Origin of the sequence: Pseudomonas sp. FH1 (assembly GCF_000510895.2) — a bacterium.
Lineage (GTDB): Bacteria > Pseudomonadota > Gammaproteobacteria > Pseudomonadales > Pseudomonadaceae > Aquipseudomonas > Aquipseudomonas azotoformans_A.
In genome coordinates this window covers 1-14,620 of the sequence record NZ_AOHM01000015.1, presented here as the reverse complement: position 1 = coordinate 14,620, position 14,620 = coordinate 1, and the positions used below count along the sequence as shown (strand labels likewise).

At 60.2% G+C, this 14,620-nt stretch carries 14 protein-coding genes; 5 read left to right on the top strand and 9 right to left on the bottom strand.

Translation table 11 applies throughout. From position 1 onward, the window contains the following. Window positions 1-37 precede the first annotated feature (37 nt). Window positions 38-1,051: a zinc-binding alcohol dehydrogenase family protein gene (locus tag H096_RS06220; protein WP_033897309.1), complete on the bottom strand. Its 1,014-nt coding sequence runs from the start codon at window positions 1,049-1,051 to the stop codon at window positions 38-40. Between the two features lie 22 nt (window positions 1,052-1,073). After that, a complete protein-coding gene (locus tag H096_RS06215) occupies window positions 1,074-1,367 on the bottom strand; it encodes a putative quinol monooxygenase (RefSeq protein ID WP_016977041.1) in 294 nt (97 codons plus the stop codon). Window positions 1,368-1,485: 118 nt separating this feature from the next. Here H096_RS06215 and H096_RS06210 point away from each other — a divergent pair, with 118 nt between their 5' ends. After that, window positions 1,486-2,412, top strand: a complete 927-nt coding sequence (locus tag H096_RS06210) for a LysR family transcriptional regulator (protein ID WP_033897308.1) — start codon at window positions 1,486-1,488, stop codon at window positions 2,410-2,412. Window positions 2,413-2,549: 137 nt separating this feature from the next. After that, a complete protein-coding gene (locus H096_RS06205) occupies window positions 2,550-3,239 on the top strand; it encodes a helix-turn-helix transcriptional regulator (protein ID WP_033897307.1) in 690 nt (229 codons plus the stop codon). Between the two features lie 23 nt (window positions 3,240-3,262). Here H096_RS06205 and H096_RS06200 read toward each other — a convergent pair whose 3' ends face one another. After that, window positions 3,263-4,216, bottom strand: coding sequence for an adenosine deaminase (locus tag H096_RS06200; protein WP_012722045.1), 954 nt, complete (start codon window positions 4,214-4,216; stop codon window positions 3,263-3,265). A 194-nt stretch (window positions 4,217-4,410) separates the two neighbouring features. Here H096_RS06200 and H096_RS06195 point away from each other — a divergent pair, with 194 nt between their 5' ends. Then, window positions 4,411-5,502 carry a calcium:proton antiporter gene (locus tag H096_RS06195; RefSeq protein WP_016977045.1) on the top strand — a complete coding sequence of 364 codons (1,092 nt, stop codon included), beginning with the start codon at window positions 4,411-4,413 and terminating at the stop codon, window positions 5,500-5,502. Here the strand turns inward: H096_RS06195 and H096_RS06190 are convergent, their stop codons facing one another. The 6 genes from H096_RS06190 to H096_RS06165 form a co-directional block, all read right to left on the bottom strand. Then, the gene (locus H096_RS06190; RefSeq protein WP_033897306.1) at window positions 5,503-6,858 is read right to left on the bottom strand and encodes an 8-oxoguanine deaminase; all 1,356 of its coding nucleotides are present in this window, start codon (window positions 6,856-6,858) and stop codon (window positions 5,503-5,505) included. 144 nt (window positions 6,859-7,002) lie between these two features. Further along, window positions 7,003-7,689 (bottom strand): SDR family oxidoreductase, encoded by a 687-nt coding sequence (locus H096_RS06185; protein WP_033897305.1) that lies wholly within the window; start codon window positions 7,687-7,689, stop codon window positions 7,003-7,005. A gap of 35 nt (window positions 7,690-7,724) precedes the next feature. After that, complete coding sequence (locus H096_RS06180; protein ID WP_033897304.1) at window positions 7,725-8,306, bottom strand: YigZ family protein; 582 nt, start codon at window positions 8,304-8,306, stop codon at window positions 7,725-7,727. A gap of 12 nt (window positions 8,307-8,318) precedes the next feature. After that, window positions 8,319-8,978, bottom strand: a complete 660-nt coding sequence (locus H096_RS06175; RefSeq protein WP_033897303.1) for a TetR/AcrR family transcriptional regulator — start codon at window positions 8,976-8,978, stop codon at window positions 8,319-8,321. Window positions 8,979-9,065: 87 nt separating this feature from the next. Next, window positions 9,066-10,460 (bottom strand): nucleobase:cation symporter-2 family protein, encoded by a 1,395-nt coding sequence (locus H096_RS06170; RefSeq protein ID WP_033897302.1) that lies wholly within the window; start codon window positions 10,458-10,460, stop codon window positions 9,066-9,068. A 79-nt stretch (window positions 10,461-10,539) separates the two neighbouring features. Beyond that, on the bottom strand, window positions 10,540-11,460 hold the full coding sequence (locus H096_RS06165; RefSeq protein ID WP_033897301.1) for a LysR family transcriptional regulator: 921 nt from the start codon (window positions 11,458-11,460) through the stop codon (window positions 10,540-10,542). Between the two features lie 125 nt (window positions 11,461-11,585). On the opposite strand from H096_RS06165, the gene H096_RS06160 reads away from it, so the two are divergent. Together H096_RS06160 and H096_RS06155 are read left to right on the top strand one after the other, a co-directional pair. Beyond that, on the top strand, window positions 11,586-12,935 hold the full coding sequence (locus H096_RS06160) for an aspartate aminotransferase family protein (protein WP_033897300.1): 1,350 nt from the start codon (window positions 11,586-11,588) through the stop codon (window positions 12,933-12,935). 39 nt (window positions 12,936-12,974) lie between these two features. Beyond that, the gene (locus H096_RS06155; protein WP_033897299.1) at window positions 12,975-14,468 is read left to right on the top strand and encodes a CoA-acylating methylmalonate-semialdehyde dehydrogenase; all 1,494 of its coding nucleotides are present in this window, start codon (window positions 12,975-12,977) and stop codon (window positions 14,466-14,468) included. The last annotated feature ends 152 nt before the right edge of the window (window positions 14,469-14,620 follow it).

Below are 14,620 nucleotides of genomic sequence, written 5' to 3'. Positions count from 1 at the left end.
ACCCACATGAATAATGGACGACCCTGACAGCTATTTTTTAGAAGCCTTCCAGCACGATCTTGCCCTTGGCCTTGCCACTTTCCAGCAGCGCGTGGGCACGGCGCAGGTTTGCCGCATTGATCACACCGAAGTGCTCACCCACGGTGGTTTTCAGGGTGCCTGCGTCGATCAGTTCGGCCACGCGATTGAGCAGGTTGTGCTGTTCGATCATGTCCGGGGTCTCGAACATCGAGCGTGTGTACATGAACTCCCAGTGCAGCGACAGGCTCTTGCGCTTGAGTTTGCTGACGTCCAGCGCCTTGGGGTCGTCGATCAGTGCCAGCTTGCCCTGGGGTTGCAGGGCTTCCACCAGGTGGTCCAGGTGATGATCGGTCTGGGTCAGGCTGGCAACGTGGGTCACTTGCGGGTGGCCGGCAGCTTTCAGCGCTTCGCTCAGCGGTTGGCTGTGGTCGATCACCAGGTCAGCGCCGAGGGCTTTGGTCCACGCTTGGGTTTCCGGACGCGAGGCGGTGCCGATCACTTTCAAGGCGGTGAGCTGGCTGGCTAGTTGAGTCAGGATCGACCCCACGCCACCGGCGGCACCGACGATCAGCAGGCTCTGGCCTTCGTCTTGTGTACCTTCCTGCACTTGTAGGCGTTCGAACAGCAATTCCCAGGCGGTGATGGCGGTCAGCGGCAACGCGGCGGCGTCTGCAAAACCCAGGCTTTTCGGCATATGCCCGACGATGCGCTCGTCCACGGTGTGCAATTCGCTGTTGCCGCCAGGACGCACCAGGGAACCGGCGTAGAACACCTTGTCACCGGCCTTGAACAGCGTTACGTCGCTGCCGACTGCCTTGACCACACCGGCCACGTCCCAGCCCAGTACCTTGGCGGCGCCATTTTCCGGGGCGACGTTCTGGCGCACCTTGGTGTCCACCGGGTTGACCGAGATGGCTTTGACTTCCACCAGCAAGTCACGCGGGCCGGGGACAGGCGCGGGCAGTTCGATGTCTTGCAGGGCGTTTGGATCGTTGATCGGCAGTGAGGCGTAGTAGGCGATGGCTTTCATGATGGCTCCAGGAAAAGGGGGATCAGGCGAGAAATTTCAGGCGCTTGAGCTCGAAGTGTTCGAGCACATCCGCGGCCTTGGCGCGAAAGCTCTGGATGTGCGCGCTCTGGTCGTGGTCGGCCAGCGCCGCGTCGTCGCTCCAGCGTTCGAGCATGTAGAAGGTTTCGGGGTGTTGCAGATCCTGGTGCAGGTCGTACTGCTCGCAACCGGCTTCCAGGCGCGTGGGCTCCAACAGGCCGCGCAGCAAGGTTTCCAGGGTGGCCTGTTGGCCGGGTTTGGCGATCAGCGTGGCAATGACGTTAAAGGCGGTGGACATATTCAACTCCAGACACGTGATGAACGGGATGCACAGATGATTGGCTATTTCCCGCGCAGATAAAACCCGCTAAAACTGCAGTCTGTTTCAACAAAACTTTGATAATGAGCGGAAGAGCATGCTGCGTTTTGATGATTTGCAGTTGTTTGTGCGTGCGGCAGACCTGGGTAGCTTGTCCGCAGCAGCCAGGGTAATGGACCTGTCGCCTGCGGTGGCGAGTGCGGCGCTCAAGCGCATCGAACAGCAACTGGGCACACGCTTGCTGGCGCGTTCCACTCGCAGCCTGCGCCTGACCGCCGAAGGCGAGGGCTTCCTGGAGTATGCCCGTGCGGCCTTAAGCTCGCTGGATGAAGGGCGACGCTTATTGGCCAGCGGGCAGGACCATGTCAGTGGTGTGCTGCAGTTGTCGGCCCCGTCGGATTTCGGACGCAATCAGCTGTTGCCGTGGTTGGATGAATTCCAGCGTGACTACCCGCAACTCACCGTGCGGCTGTTGCTGGGCGACCGGATCGCCGATCTGTTCCGCCAGCCGGTGGATATCGCCTTGCGCTATGGTGAGCCTGAAGACTCCAGCCTGATTGCGCTGCCCATCGCCCCGGACAATGTGCGTGTGCTGTGTGCGTCTCCCAGCTACCTCGCGCGTTATGGCGAGCCTCGGCACCTGGAGCAACTGGCCCAGCACAATTGCCTGCTGTATATGCTCGGCAGCCGGGTCCACGATCACTGGAGCTTTCACGACGGTAAACGTGAAATCAGCCTGACCGTCACCGGAGACCGCTTCAGTGACGATGCCGATGTGGTGCGGCGCTGGGCGGTGGCGGGCGTGGGCATTGCCTACAAGTCCTGGCTGGATGTGAGTACCGATGTGCTGGCAGGACGTTTGCGCCTGATCCTGCCGGAGCTGCGGGGCGAGCGTACTCCGCTCAATCTGTTGTGTGCCCATCGGGCGCAACTGAGCAAACCCATTAACTTGTTGCGGGAAATGCTCGTGTCCCGTTGTGCGACATTGACCGGCCAGCTGCCAGAGCGATCCGGCACCACGTAAAGGACTCCATCAAAGCAGGAAATTTCACTCAGACCCTGTCCCTCTCTACGCTGTCAGACGCCATGGAACCGGCGGTTTGCGCCCCTATACTTTGGTGCCTACCTCAGCAGAAAAATAAATCGACAGGGAGTGAAAAGATGGAAGCTGCACCTTGCATCAGTCAGATCGCCAGCTTGCTCGCCGAGCCCAAACGTACTGCCATGCTGTGGGCCTTGATGGATGGCTCGGCCAAGTCGCCCGTCGAGTTGGCGACGCTTGCCGGCTTGTCACCGACCTCCGCCAATGCGCATTTGGCGCGAATGACGGCCAGTGGTGTATTGCGGGTGGAAGCCCGGCGTGGCAAGCGCTTGTTCCGTGTCGCGGCGCCTGATGTCAGCGCCGCCATCGATGCCTTGGCCAGGACCACCATGGCCTGCGCCGCACGCTGCGCGCCGGATGCTCTGCCTCCGGCCCTGGTGGCTCCCGCATTGTTACGCCATGCACGCCTGTGCCATGGCCACCTCGGCGGGGAATTGGGCGCGCAGTTGTACCAGCACCTGCTGGAAGCGGATTGGATCGAACGTCATGAGCACCGCACCGATATCACGGTCAAGGGCGCGCAGCGCCTGGCAGGCCTGGGTATTTTTACCCAAGCCCTGGCGTCGCCGCTGGTATGCAATTGTTTCGACTGGAGCCAGCACCAACCTCATCTGGGTGGTGCGCTGGGGGCGGGGTTGTTGCAACTGTTTCTGCAGTCGAATTGGATCACTGTGATCAATGAGTCTCACGCTTTACGGGTCAACGCCGTAGGGCACAGGGAAATCACCCGATTGGCCATGTCTGTGTGACATAGCCAATCGCTTTTACTCAGTCATGGCTTTACGAGGCGCGCATCCAGGCTGTTCTGCGCCAGGCGTTTGGCCTGGTCCTGGGTCATGCCCAGCGAGGTGTACAGCGCGTGGAAGTTCTCGGTGACATAACCGCCGAAGTAGGCCGGGTCATCCGAGTTCACCGTCACCTTCACGCCACGCTCCAGCATGTCGAGGATGTTGTGCTGGGCCATGTCGTCGAACACGCACAGCTTGGTGTTGGACAGTGGGCAGACGGTCAGCGGGATCTGCTCGTCGATGATGCGCTGCATCAGACGCTCGTCTTCGATGGCGCGCACGCCATGGTCGATACGCTGGATTTTCAGCAGGTCGATGGCTTCCCAGATGTACTCGGGCGGGCCTTCTTCGCCGGCGTGGGCCACGGTAAGGAAGCCTTCGTGGCGGGCACGGTCGAACACGCGCTGAAACTTGCTCGGTGGGTGACCCATTTCCGAGCTGTCCAGGCCCACGGCCACGAATGCGTCACGGAACGGCAAGGCCTGGTCCAGGGTTTTCTCGGCCTCGGCTTCGCTCAGATGGCGCAGGAAGCTGAGGATCAAGCCGCTGGTGATACCCAGTTGCTGCTCGCCATCTTTCAGCGCAGCGGCGATGCCGTTGAGCACCACTTCGAACGGGATGCCACGGTCGGTGTGGGTCTGCGGGTCGAAGAAGGGTTCGGTGTGGATCACGTTCTGCTCTTTGCAGCGCAGCAGGTAGGCCCAGGTCAGGTCGTAGAAATCCTGGGAAGTGCGCAGCACGTCGGCACCCTTGTAATACAGGTCGAGAAACTCTTGCAGGTTGTTGAAGGCGTAGGCCTTGCGCAGGGTTTCGACGTCGTTCCACGGCAGCGCAATCTTGTTGCGCTCGGCCAGGGCAAACAGCAGCTCAGGCTCCAGCGAGCCTTCCAGGTGCAGGTGCAGTTCAGCCTTGGGCAGGGCGTTGAGCCAATCGTACATTTTCAAAATTCTCATCAGGTGCAATGGCGACATTCTACAGGCCATGGCCGAAATAATCGGCAAAACCTGACCAGCAGGATTGTTTTCGTTGCATTCGCGCAAGGGCCGCGTGAACTAAGGTGTAACGAAACGTTAGCGGCGTGACGCAGTCTGTACCCCATCAATGACTGATTTGCCGCACTAAAAGGCCCGGAATGCTCACATCCCTCAAGCAAGAAAAATTCATGCTGCTGGCGCTGATTGCCGCCATCGCCGCCTACCCGTTGGAGCACTGGATGCTGCACAGCGGGCAGATCACGGCGTTGCTGGCTGGCGTGGTGCTGATCGGCTTTATCGTGGTGGCGTCGATGCGCGTAGCCCACCATGCCGAGCAACTCGCGGAAAAAGTCGGCGATCCCTACGGCACCATGATCCTCACCCTTGCCGCCGTACTGGTGGAAGTGGTGATCCTGGCGATCATGATGAGCAACGAACCGTCGCCCACCTTGGTGCGGGACACCATTTATTCCGCGGTCATGCTCGACATCAACGGCATCCTCGGCCTGGCCGCGCTGATGGGCGGCATCAAGCATGGCGAACAGTCCTACAACGATGATTCGGCCCGCACCTACAGCGTGATGATCCTCACCGCCATGGGCGTGTCGATGGTGGTGCCGGAGTTCATCCCCGAAGCGGACTGGAAAATCTACTCGGCCTTTACCATTGGCGCGATGGTGGTGTTGTACACCCTGTTCCTGCGTATGCAGGTGGGGCCGCACAGTTACTTTTTCAGCTACAGCTACCCGGAAAAACGCCGTAAGAAGTTGCCGGAAGATGAGCAGGCGCCGCCGGTCAACCTGGCATTTTCCATCGGCACCCTGGTGTTTGGGGTGATTGTGATCGGCGCATTGGCCGAGGTGATGTCCAAGACTCTGGATCTTGGCCTGGAAGGTACGGGAGCGCCGCCGGTGATCACGGCGATTGTGGTCGCGGCGATTTCGGCTGCGCCGGAGATTTTGACGGCATTGCGCGCCGCGTTGGCCAACCGCATGCAGTCGGTGGTCAACATTGCGTTGGGGGCTTCGCTGTCGACGGTGATCCTGACGGTGCCGGTGATGGAGGCGATGGCGCTCTACACCGGCCAGCCGTTCCAGATGGCAATGACCCCGGTACAGACCGTGATGGTGTTTATCACGCTGATTGTCAGCGCGATCAACCTCAACGATGGCGAAACCAACGCCATCGAAGGGATGACCCATTTTGTGCTGTTTGCGACCTTTATCATGCTGTCGCTGTTGGGGTTGTAGTCAGCCGGCGATCAACTGCCGCGCGGCCTGGGTGTGATCGGCGATCAAGCCCTTGAGATCCAGACCTTCGACCTGGCCGTCGATCACGCGCCATTTGCCTGCAATCATCACCCGGTCCGCACGGTCGGCGCCGCACAGCAGCAGCGCCGAAATCGGATCATGGCTACCGGAGAAGCGCAGCTCGTCAAGTTTGAACAGCGCCAGGTCGGCCTGTTTTCCGACGGCCAATTCACCGATATCCGTACGGCCCAACAACTGTGCCGAGCCTTTGGTCGCCCAGCCCAGCACGCCTTGCGGGGTGATCTTTTCCGCGCCGTAACGCAGTCGCTGGATATACAAAGCCTGGCGCGCTTCAAGGATCATGTTCGACGCATCGTTGGACGCGGAACCGTCCACGCCCAGGCCGACAGGTGCGCCGGCGGCGAGTAGGTCCAGGGTCGGGCAGATGCCGGATGCCAGGCGCATGTTCGAGCTTGGGCAATGGCAGATGCCGGTGCCGGCGGCGCCCAGGCGTGCAATTTCATCCGGGTTGAAGTGAATACCATGGGCCAGCCAGGTGCGCGGGCCGAGCCAGCCGACGCTGTCCAGGTAGTCCACGGTGCGCAAGCCGAAGCGCTGCAGGCAGAAGTCTTCTTCGTCGAGCGTTTCGGCAAGGTGGGTGTGCAGGCGCACGTCCAGGCGGTTGGCCAATTCGGCGCTGGCTTCCATGATTTCCGGGGTCACGGAAAACGGTGAGCAAGGCGCCAGTGCGATCTGGATGTGCGCGCCGTCACCACGTTCATGGTATTCGTGGATCAGGCGTTGGCTGTCCTCAAGGATGACTTGGCCTTGTTGCACCGTTTGTTGCGGTGGCAGGCCGCCGTCGGCTTCGCCCAGGCTCATGGAGCCACGGGTGAGCATGGCGCGCATCCCCAACTCGCGGACGCTTTCCACCTGTACGTCGATGGCGTTTTCCAGGCCGTCGGGAAACAGGTAGTGATGGTCCGCCGCCGTGGTGCAGCCCGAAAGCAGCAATTCAGCCAATGCGACTTTGCTGGCGAGGGCGAGTTTTTCCGGGGTGAGCCGCGCCCACACCGGATACAAAGTTTTCAACCAGGGAAACAACGGCTGATTGACCACCGGCGCCCAGGCGCGAGTCAGGGTTTGGTAGAAATGATGGTGGGTATTGATCAGCCCCGGCAGGACCACATGCTCACGCGCATCGAACACTTGGGTGCAGGGCTGCGCAGGTTCTTGGCCTTGGGGCAGCACTTCGGTGATCACACCGTCTTGCAGTACCAGGCCGCCACGGGCATCGAGGCCATTGGCGGTGAAAATCGCGAGGGGGTTTTTTAACCAGATACGGGTCGCAGGCATTGGCCGGCTCCTCTGAATGATGGGTTCAGGTTTGCCAGCTCAGTGTTGCCCTGTCTGCTGATCCAGGGTCGCCGGTGAGGGCGAGGGGGCAGTCTACGCGCGGATCGTTACCGACGGCAATCGGTCGATAACGATCCGGAGGGTTTACCAGGCGATGGTGTCGCCTTTGTAATCGATAAAGTGATGGCCGCCCTTGCCGGTGTAGGCGTTCACCTGGTCCACCAGGCCGCGCACGCTGGTGTCGACGTCGATGTGTGCGTTTTCGCCACCCATGTCGGTCTTCACCCAGCCTGGGTGCAGCGACAGCACGGTCAGCTTGTGATCGCCCAACTGAGTGATGAAGCTGTTGGTCATGGAATTGAGTGCCGCCTTGCTGGCTTTGTACAGCGCCAGGTCGGAGCCGTCGGGGATGGTCACGCTGCCCAGTACCGAACTCATGAAGGCCAGCACGCCAGTGTCCTTGCGGATCTGCCCGACAAAACGCTGGGCCAGGTTGATCGGCGCTACGGCGTTGGTGAAGAACAACTGGCCGACTTCTGCCAAGGTGGCGTGGCCCGGCTCCTGATTGGCGGGGCCTTTGACACCGGCGTTGACGAACAGCAGGTCGAAGGTGCGTTCCTTCAGGCGTTGGCTCAGGGCGATCACGGCTTGCTGGTCGTCCATGTCGAGTTTCTCGATCTGTACTGGGCCCACGGCTTTCAGGGCATCGGCCTTGCTCGGATCACGCACGGTGGCGGTCACGTCCCAACCGTCCTGCAACAGTTGCTTGACCAGGCCAAGGCCCAGCCCACGCGAGGCGCCGATGATCAATGCGGTTTTTGGCGTAGACATGAAAAGCTTCCTTTAAGCGTCGCGGTTCAGGGATTTCAGCGTTGGAGCAGGATACGCCCACGGCTGAGGTCTGCGAGTTGAATTTGCAGGGTGTCGATATGCGCTTCGCCCAAGGCGAGTTGCAACTCGACGCCGTTGGCGGTGAAGGTTTCTTCGACCACCAGCCCGCCCAGTTCTGCAACGCGCAGTTTAACCAGATTCAGCTCGGCGAAAGCGCAGGCGCAGCTCAACGGTACGCGGCTGATCAACTCAATGCGTTCGGCCGTTTGCAGGCATTTATTGGCGCCGCCGCCGTAGGCGCGGGCCAGACCGCCAGTGCCCAACTGAATGCCGCCGTACCAGCGAATTACCAGCACCGCGACCTGGTCAAAACCCTGCGCCTCGATGGCGGCCAGAATCGGTCGGCCAGCAGTGCCGCCGGGTTCGCCGTCGTCATTGCTGCGGTACTGGTCAGCGAGTTTCCAGGCCCAGCAGTTGTGCGTGGCATTCAAGTCGCTGTGCTGCTCGAAAAACGCCTGGGCGTCTTGCGCGCTGGTGATGGGCGCCGCGAGGGTGATAAAGCGGCTTTTGCGTATTTCTTCACGAAACTCGCAAAGGCCGGTGAGCGTGAAAGGCATAAGTCGCTTCGTTTAATAGGCGGGCTTGACGCCACAGCCTTTGAGAATGATGTGGATCAGGTTGGTGCCGGCGTCTTCCATGTCCTGCTTGGTCAGCTTGGTGCGCCCGGTGACGCGGCAGATCTGGGTGGCGAAGTCGGCGTAGTGCTGGGTGCTGCCCCACAGCAGGAATATCAAGTGCACCGGGTCGATGGGGTCCATCTTGCCGGCATCCATCCAGGCCTGGAACACCGCCGCGCGGCCGCTGAACCAGGCGCGGTAGTCCTGGCTGAAGTATTCGGTCAGGCATTCGCCGCCGCTGATGATCTCCATCGCGAAGATTCGCGAGGCCTGGGGTTGGCGGCGTGAGAACTCCATCTTGGTGCGGATGTAGCGCGTGAGGGCCACGGCCGGGTCATCTTCGGCGGTCAGCGCGTTGAAGGTGCTGTCCCACAGTTCGAGGATGTTGCTGAGTACCGCGATATAAAGACCGAGCTTATTGGTGAAGTAGTAATGCAAGTTGGCCTTGGGCAGCCCGGCACTGGCAGCAATGGTGTTCATGCTGGTGCCTTTGTAGCCATGACGCGCGAACTCATCTTCAGCAGCCTGGAGAATCGCTTGTTCGTTCTTTTGCCGAATGCGGCTGGCGGGCTTACCGGCGTGGTTGCTGTGGGCAGGAACTTCGAGGCTCATGGAGGTTTCCGTGCTGATCGATAGAGACGACGTGTGCACAGATAACCCACCCTCAAGCCTCAGACAAGTCCTGATGCAATAAAACCGTCAAAGCGATTCCAGCGTGTCGCTTTCCGGTGCGTGGTTTGCGGCAGTCGTGGTTGCCTTGGCTTCGGGCAATAACAGGCACAACACAATCGCGGTCAGCCCGCCGCTGGTGATGGCGGAGTCGAACAGGTTCTGTACCAGCGTCGGCATCAGGTGCAGCAGGTTCGGTTGCGCGGCGATGCCCAGGCCGACGCCAAACGAGGTGGCGATGATCAGCATGCTGCGTCGGTCCAGCGGCGCCTGGGCGAGGATGCGCACGCCGGCGGCGGCCACGCTGCCGAACATCACCAGGGTGGCGCCGCCCAACACCGGTTTGGGGATTTGTTGCAGTACCGCGCCAATCAATGGAAACAAGCCGAGGCAAAAAAGCACCACGCCTATGTATAAACCGACGTAACGGCTGGCCACGCCGGTCAGTTGGATCACGCCGTTGTTTTGCGCAAAGGTAGTGTTGGGGAAGGCGCTGAACGTAGCGGCGATCATGCAGCTCACGCCATCACCGAGTACGCCGCCCTTGAGCCGGCTTATATAAGAGGGGCCGCTGATGGGCTGGCGGGCGATCATGCAGTTGGCGGTGAGGTCGCCGACGGTTTCGACGCTGCTGATCAGATAAATCAGCGCGATCGGCAGGAAAGCGCTCCAGTCGAAGCTGAAACCGAAGCGGAACGGAATCGGCAGGCTGACCAGAGGGAGGTCGGGCAGGGCTTGCGGCACGAGCTTGCCGCTGAACCAGGCGGCCAGGCTGCCGAGGGCCAAGCCGATGATGATGGCCGAGAGGCGTACCCAAGGCGTATTGGAACGGTTGAGCAGAATGATCGTCAGTACGACGAACACGCCCAGCGCCAGGTTGGTCGGGGCGCCGAAGTCGGGGGCGTTGAAGCCGCCGCCGAGGTCAGTGATACCGACCTTGATCAAGCTGATGCCGATCAAGGTGATGACAATCCCGGTCACCAGAGGCGTGATGACCCGACGCAGTTGCCCGATAAAGCGGCTCAGCACGATCTGCACCACAGCGCCGAAAAAGCACACCCCAAAGATCATCGCCATGATGTCTTCCGGGCTGCCGCCGCGTTGTTTTACCAGGAAGCCTGCCGATAGCACTGCGCCAAGAAACGCAAAGCTGGTGCCTTGCAGGCAGATCATCCCAGCTCCGATTCCAAATGGCCTGCGCGCCTGAATGAAAGTGCCTACACCGGAAACCATCAGCGCCATGCTGATCAGGTAGGGCAAGTGGGCAGTCAGCCCAAGGGTGGAGCCGATGATCAGCGGTGGGGTGATGATGCCGACAAATGCAGCGAGTACATGTTGCAGTGCGGCGAGAAAAGCCGGGGCGGGTTTTGGGCGATCGTTGAGGCCGTAGATCAGGTCGCTGCTGTTGGACGCTTCTGGTGACATGGCGGGAAAACTCGAGGTCTATGTCCTCGGGCTGTTGCAAAAAACTGTCCAACTGCTCAGCTTTCGCTTCGGAGCCGAATTAGCGGGTTGCCGCGAGACTTTCCAGGAAGCTTTCCAGCACCAAATGGGAGCGTCGGCCCTTGCGCGTGACCGATGCGAGGCTTAAATCGTAAAAACGTGTAGTCGGTTTCAGCGCACGCAGTCGGCCTTGCTGTACCCACAGGCTGGCGTAGTGGTCGGGCAGGTAGCCGATATAGCGGCCGGTGAGAATCAGGAACGCCATGCCTTCTCGGTCCGAAGCGCTGGCGGTGCAGTTGAGCGCCTGGTAATGGGCCTGGATCTCGGCGGGCAGGCGGAAGGTCGGGGCGATCGCGTCTTGGGCATCGATGCGTGCGTCGTCCAACTGTTTGTTGTCGGCGTAAAACAGCGGGTGACCCACCGCGCAGTAGAGCAATGAACGCTCACTGTACAGCGGCTGATATTCCAACCCCGACAAGGCGCTGGCCTGGGGCACCACGCCGACATGCAGGCGGCCGTCGAGTACGCCTTGTTCGACTTCGTTGGGGGCGATCATGCGGATCTGGATCTGCACATCCGGACCACGTTCCTTCAACTGCGCAAGTGCGTGAGTGATCCGCATGTGGGGCAGGGTGACGAGGTTGTCGGTGAGGCCGATGATCAACTCGCCGCGCAAGTGCTGGTGCAAACCGTTGACCTCGGTGCGGAAACTTTCCAGGGCGCTCAATAATTGCAGTGCGGATTGGTAGACCTCGCGGCCCTCTTCGGTCAGTGAGAAGCCGGCGCGGCCGCGTTGGCACAGTCTTAATCCGAGCCGTTGTTCGAGATCGCTCATTTGCTGGCTGATCGCCGAGCGCCCGATGCCCAGCACGGTTTCCGCCGCCGAGAAGCCGCCGCATTCCACCACGCTGCGAAAGATGCGCAGCAGGCGGATATCGAAGTCGCTGACTTGGGCCAGGGGATCGGGTCGACGGCTGCTCATAGTTTAGTGAAGGCCTGACTGAAGGTTAGAAGAGTTGAATTTCACCGACTTTATCGCCGTGGCAATTTAGCTGCAACAACGCTTTTCAATCCCGACGCTGCCTTTTGCCCTGCGAGGTTTTGCTGATGAACATGCCCGAAAACGCCCCATCGTCCCTGGCCAGCCAATTGAAGCTGGACGCGCACTGGATGCCGTACACCGCCAACCGTAACTTCCAGCGCGACCCGCGCCTGATCGTGGCGGCCGAAGGTAGCTGGTTGACCGATGACAAGGGACGCAAGGTGTACGACTCATTGTCGGGCCTGTGGACCTGTGGTGCCGGGCATACCCGTAAGGAAATCCAGGACGCGGTGGCCCAGCAATTGGGCACTCTGGACTACTCGCCGGGCTTCCAATACGGTCATCCGTTGTCCTTCCAACTGGCGGAAAAGATCACCGACTTGACCCCTGGCAACCTGAACCATGTGTTCTTCACCGACTCCGGCTCCGAGTGCGCCGATACGGCGGTGAAGATGGTGCGTGCCTACTGGCGTCTGAAAGGCCAGGCCACCAAGACCAAAATGATCGGTCGCGCTCGCGGTTATCACGGTGTGAACATCGCCGGTACCAGCCTGGGTGGCGTTAACGGTAACCGTAAGATGTTTGGCCAGGCGATGATGGATGTCGACCATCTGCCGCACACCTTGCTGGCGAGCAATGCTTTTTCCCGTGGCATGCCGGAGCAGGGCGGTATCGCGCTGGCCGATGAGCTGCTCAAGCTGATCGAGTTGCATGACGCGTCGAACATCGCTGCTGTTTTCGTCGAACCAATGGCCGGCTCTGCGGGCGTGCTGGTGCCGCCACAGGGTTACCTCAAGCGTCTGCGTGAGATCTGCGACCAGCACAACATCCTGCTGGTGTTTGACGAAGTGATCACCGGCTTCGGCCGTACCGGTTCGATGTTCGGTGCCGACAGTTTCGGCGTGACCCCAGACCTGATGTGTATCGCCAAGCAAGTCACCAACGGCGCGATCCCGATGGGTGCTGTGATTGCCAGCAGCGAGATCTATCAGACCTTCATGAATCAGGCGACGCCGGAGTACGCGGTGGAATTCCCCCACGGCTACACCTACTCGGCGCACCCGGTCGCTTGCGCGGCTGGCTTGGCGGCATTGGACCTGTTGCAGAAGGAAAGCCTGGTGCAGAGCGTAGCCGAAGTCGCACCGCACTTTGAGAATGCGCTGCATGGCCTGAAGGGCAGCAAGAACGTGATCGATATCCGCAACTACGGCCTGGCCGGTGCGATCCAGATTGCCCCGCGTGACGGTGATGCGATCGTGCGTCCATTCGAGGCCGGCATGGCCTTGTGGAAAGCCGGCTTCTACGTGCGTTTTGGCGGTGACACCCTGCAGTTCGGGCCAACCTTCAACAGCAAGCCGCAGGACCTGGATCGGCTGTTCGATGCGGTCGGCGAAGTGCTGAACAAAGTCGACTGATTTCTCCTTCTATATAGAACAACTTTTCAGGAGCCCTGCATGAGCCTTATCCAGCATTTGATCAACGGTGAGTTGGTCAACGACAGCGGTCGCAGCGCCGACGTGTATAACCCGTCCACCGGCCAGGTGATCCACCAGGTGCCGTTGGCCAGCCGCGAAACGATTCAACAGGCGATCGACTCGGCCAAGGCGGCGTTCCCGGCCTGGCGTAATACACCAGCGGCCAAGCGTGCCCAGGTGATGTTTCGTTTCAAGCAATTGCTGGAGCAGAACGAAGCGCGTATCTCGCAGTTGATCAGCGAAGAGCATGGCAAGACCCTGGAAGACGCTGCCGGTGAATTGAAGCGCGGGATTGAGAACGTGGAGTACGCGTGCTCGGCGCCAGAGATTCTGAAGGGCGAGTACAGCCGTAACGTAGGACCGAACATTGATGCGTGGTCGGATTTCCAGCCTCTGGGTGTAGTCGCTGGTATTACGCCGTTCAACTTCCCGGCGATGGTGCCGTTGTGGATGTATCCGCTGGCAATCGTCTGCGGTAACTGTTTCATCCTGAAACCATCGGAGCGTGATCCAAGTTCCACGCTGTTGATCGCACAGTTGTTACAGGAGGCCGGTCTGCCTAAAGGTGTGCTGAGCGTAGTGCACGGCGACAAGGGCGCGGTGGATGCGCTGATTGAGGCGCCGGAAGTGAAGGCGCTGAGCTTCGTAGGCTCGACACCGATTGCTGAGTACATCTATTCGGAAGCCACCAAGCGTGGCAAACGCGTGCAGGCACTGGGTGGTGCGAAGAACCATGCGGTACTGATGCCGGATGCGGACTTGGATAACGCCGTGAGTGCACTGATGGGGGCGGCGTACGGTTCTTGCGGCGAGCGCTGCATGGCGATCTCTGTGGCCGTGTGCGTGGGCGACCAGGTGGCGGATGCCTTGATTGCAAAGCTGGTGCCACAGGTCAAGGCACTGAAAATTGGTGCGGGTACGTCCTGCGGTCTGGATATGGGGCCACTGGTTACAGGCCAAGCGCGTGACAAAGTCAGTGGCTATATAGAAGACGGCGTGGCAGCGGGGGCTACGCTGGTGGTTGACGGTCGTGGCTTGAGTGTTGCCGGGCATGAAGAGGGTTTCTTCCTCGGTGGCAGCCTGTTCGACCGTGTAACGCCGCAGATGCGCATCTATAAGGAAGAGATCTTCGGGCCAGTACTGTGCGTGGTCCGGGTGAATAGCCTGGAAGCGGCGATGCAACTGATCAATGATCACGAATATGGTAACGGCACCTGCATCTTTACCCGTGACGGTGAAGCGGCGCGTCTGTTCTGTGACGAGATTGAAGTGGGCATGGTGGGCGTTAACGTTCCGCTGCCGGTGCCGGTGGCGTATCATAGCTTTGGTGGCTGGAAGCGCTCGTTGTTTGGTGACCTGCATGCGTATGGGCCGGATGGGGTACGTTTCTATACCCGTCGCAAGGCGATTACCCAGCGTTGGCCGCAGCGGGCCAGCCATGAAGCGTCGCAGTTTGCTTTCCCCAGCTTGTAATGTGGGCTGAAAGCCGGCCCCTTGGGGCCGGCTTTCGCGTTTTTGGGGCTTTTCTGACTTATATGACAGAAATATGAAGAAAGGCATTGACGGCAGATTCCAGATGTCTATAATTCGCCCCACTTCCGGCGCAGTCGAAACGTAAAACTCCT

What these genes read in the sequence shown, in the direction of transcription:
- H096_RS06195 (WP_016977045.1), top strand. Translation starts at nt 4,411, where the DNA reads ATGCTCACATCCCTCAAGCAAGAAAAATTCATGCTGCTGGCGCTGATT.
- H096_RS06205 (WP_033897307.1), top strand. Translation starts at nt 2,550, where the DNA reads ATGGAAGCTGCACCTTGCATCAGTCAGATCGCCAGCTTGCTCGCCGAG.
- H096_RS06220 (WP_033897309.1), bottom strand. Translation starts at nt 1,051, where the DNA reads ATGAAAGCCATCGCCTACTACGCCTCACTGCCGATCAACGATCCAAAC.
- H096_RS06200 (WP_012722045.1), bottom strand. Translation starts at nt 4,216, where the DNA reads ATGTACGATTGGCTCAACGCCCTGCCCAAGGCTGAACTGCACCTGCAC.
- H096_RS06155 (WP_033897299.1), top strand. Translation starts at nt 12,975, where the DNA reads ATGAGCCTTATCCAGCATTTGATCAACGGTGAGTTGGTCAACGACAGC.
- H096_RS06175 (WP_033897303.1), bottom strand. Translation starts at nt 8,978, where the DNA reads ATGAGCCTCGAAGTTCCTGCCCACAGCAACCACGCCGGTAAGCCCGCC.
- H096_RS06215 (WP_016977041.1), bottom strand. Translation starts at nt 1,367, where the DNA reads ATGTCCACCGCCTTTAACGTCATTGCCACGCTGATCGCCAAACCCGGC.
- H096_RS06180 (WP_033897304.1), bottom strand. Translation starts at nt 8,306, where the DNA reads ATGCCTTTCACGCTCACCGGCCTTTGCGAGTTTCGTGAAGAAATACGC.
- H096_RS06165 (WP_033897301.1), bottom strand. Translation starts at nt 11,460, where the DNA reads ATGAGCAGCCGTCGACCCGATCCCCTGGCCCAAGTCAGCGACTTCGAT.
- H096_RS06170 (WP_033897302.1), bottom strand. Translation starts at nt 10,460, where the DNA reads ATGTCACCAGAAGCGTCCAACAGCAGCGACCTGATCTACGGCCTCAAC.
- H096_RS06210 (WP_033897308.1), top strand. Translation starts at nt 1,486, where the DNA reads ATGCTGCGTTTTGATGATTTGCAGTTGTTTGTGCGTGCGGCAGACCTG.
- H096_RS06160 (WP_033897300.1), top strand. Translation starts at nt 11,586, where the DNA reads ATGAACATGCCCGAAAACGCCCCATCGTCCCTGGCCAGCCAATTGAAG.
- H096_RS06190 (WP_033897306.1), bottom strand. Translation starts at nt 6,858, where the DNA reads ATGCCTGCGACCCGTATCTGGTTAAAAAACCCCCTCGCGATTTTCACC.
- H096_RS06185 (WP_033897305.1), bottom strand. Translation starts at nt 7,689, where the DNA reads ATGTCTACGCCAAAAACCGCATTGATCATCGGCGCCTCGCGTGGGCTG.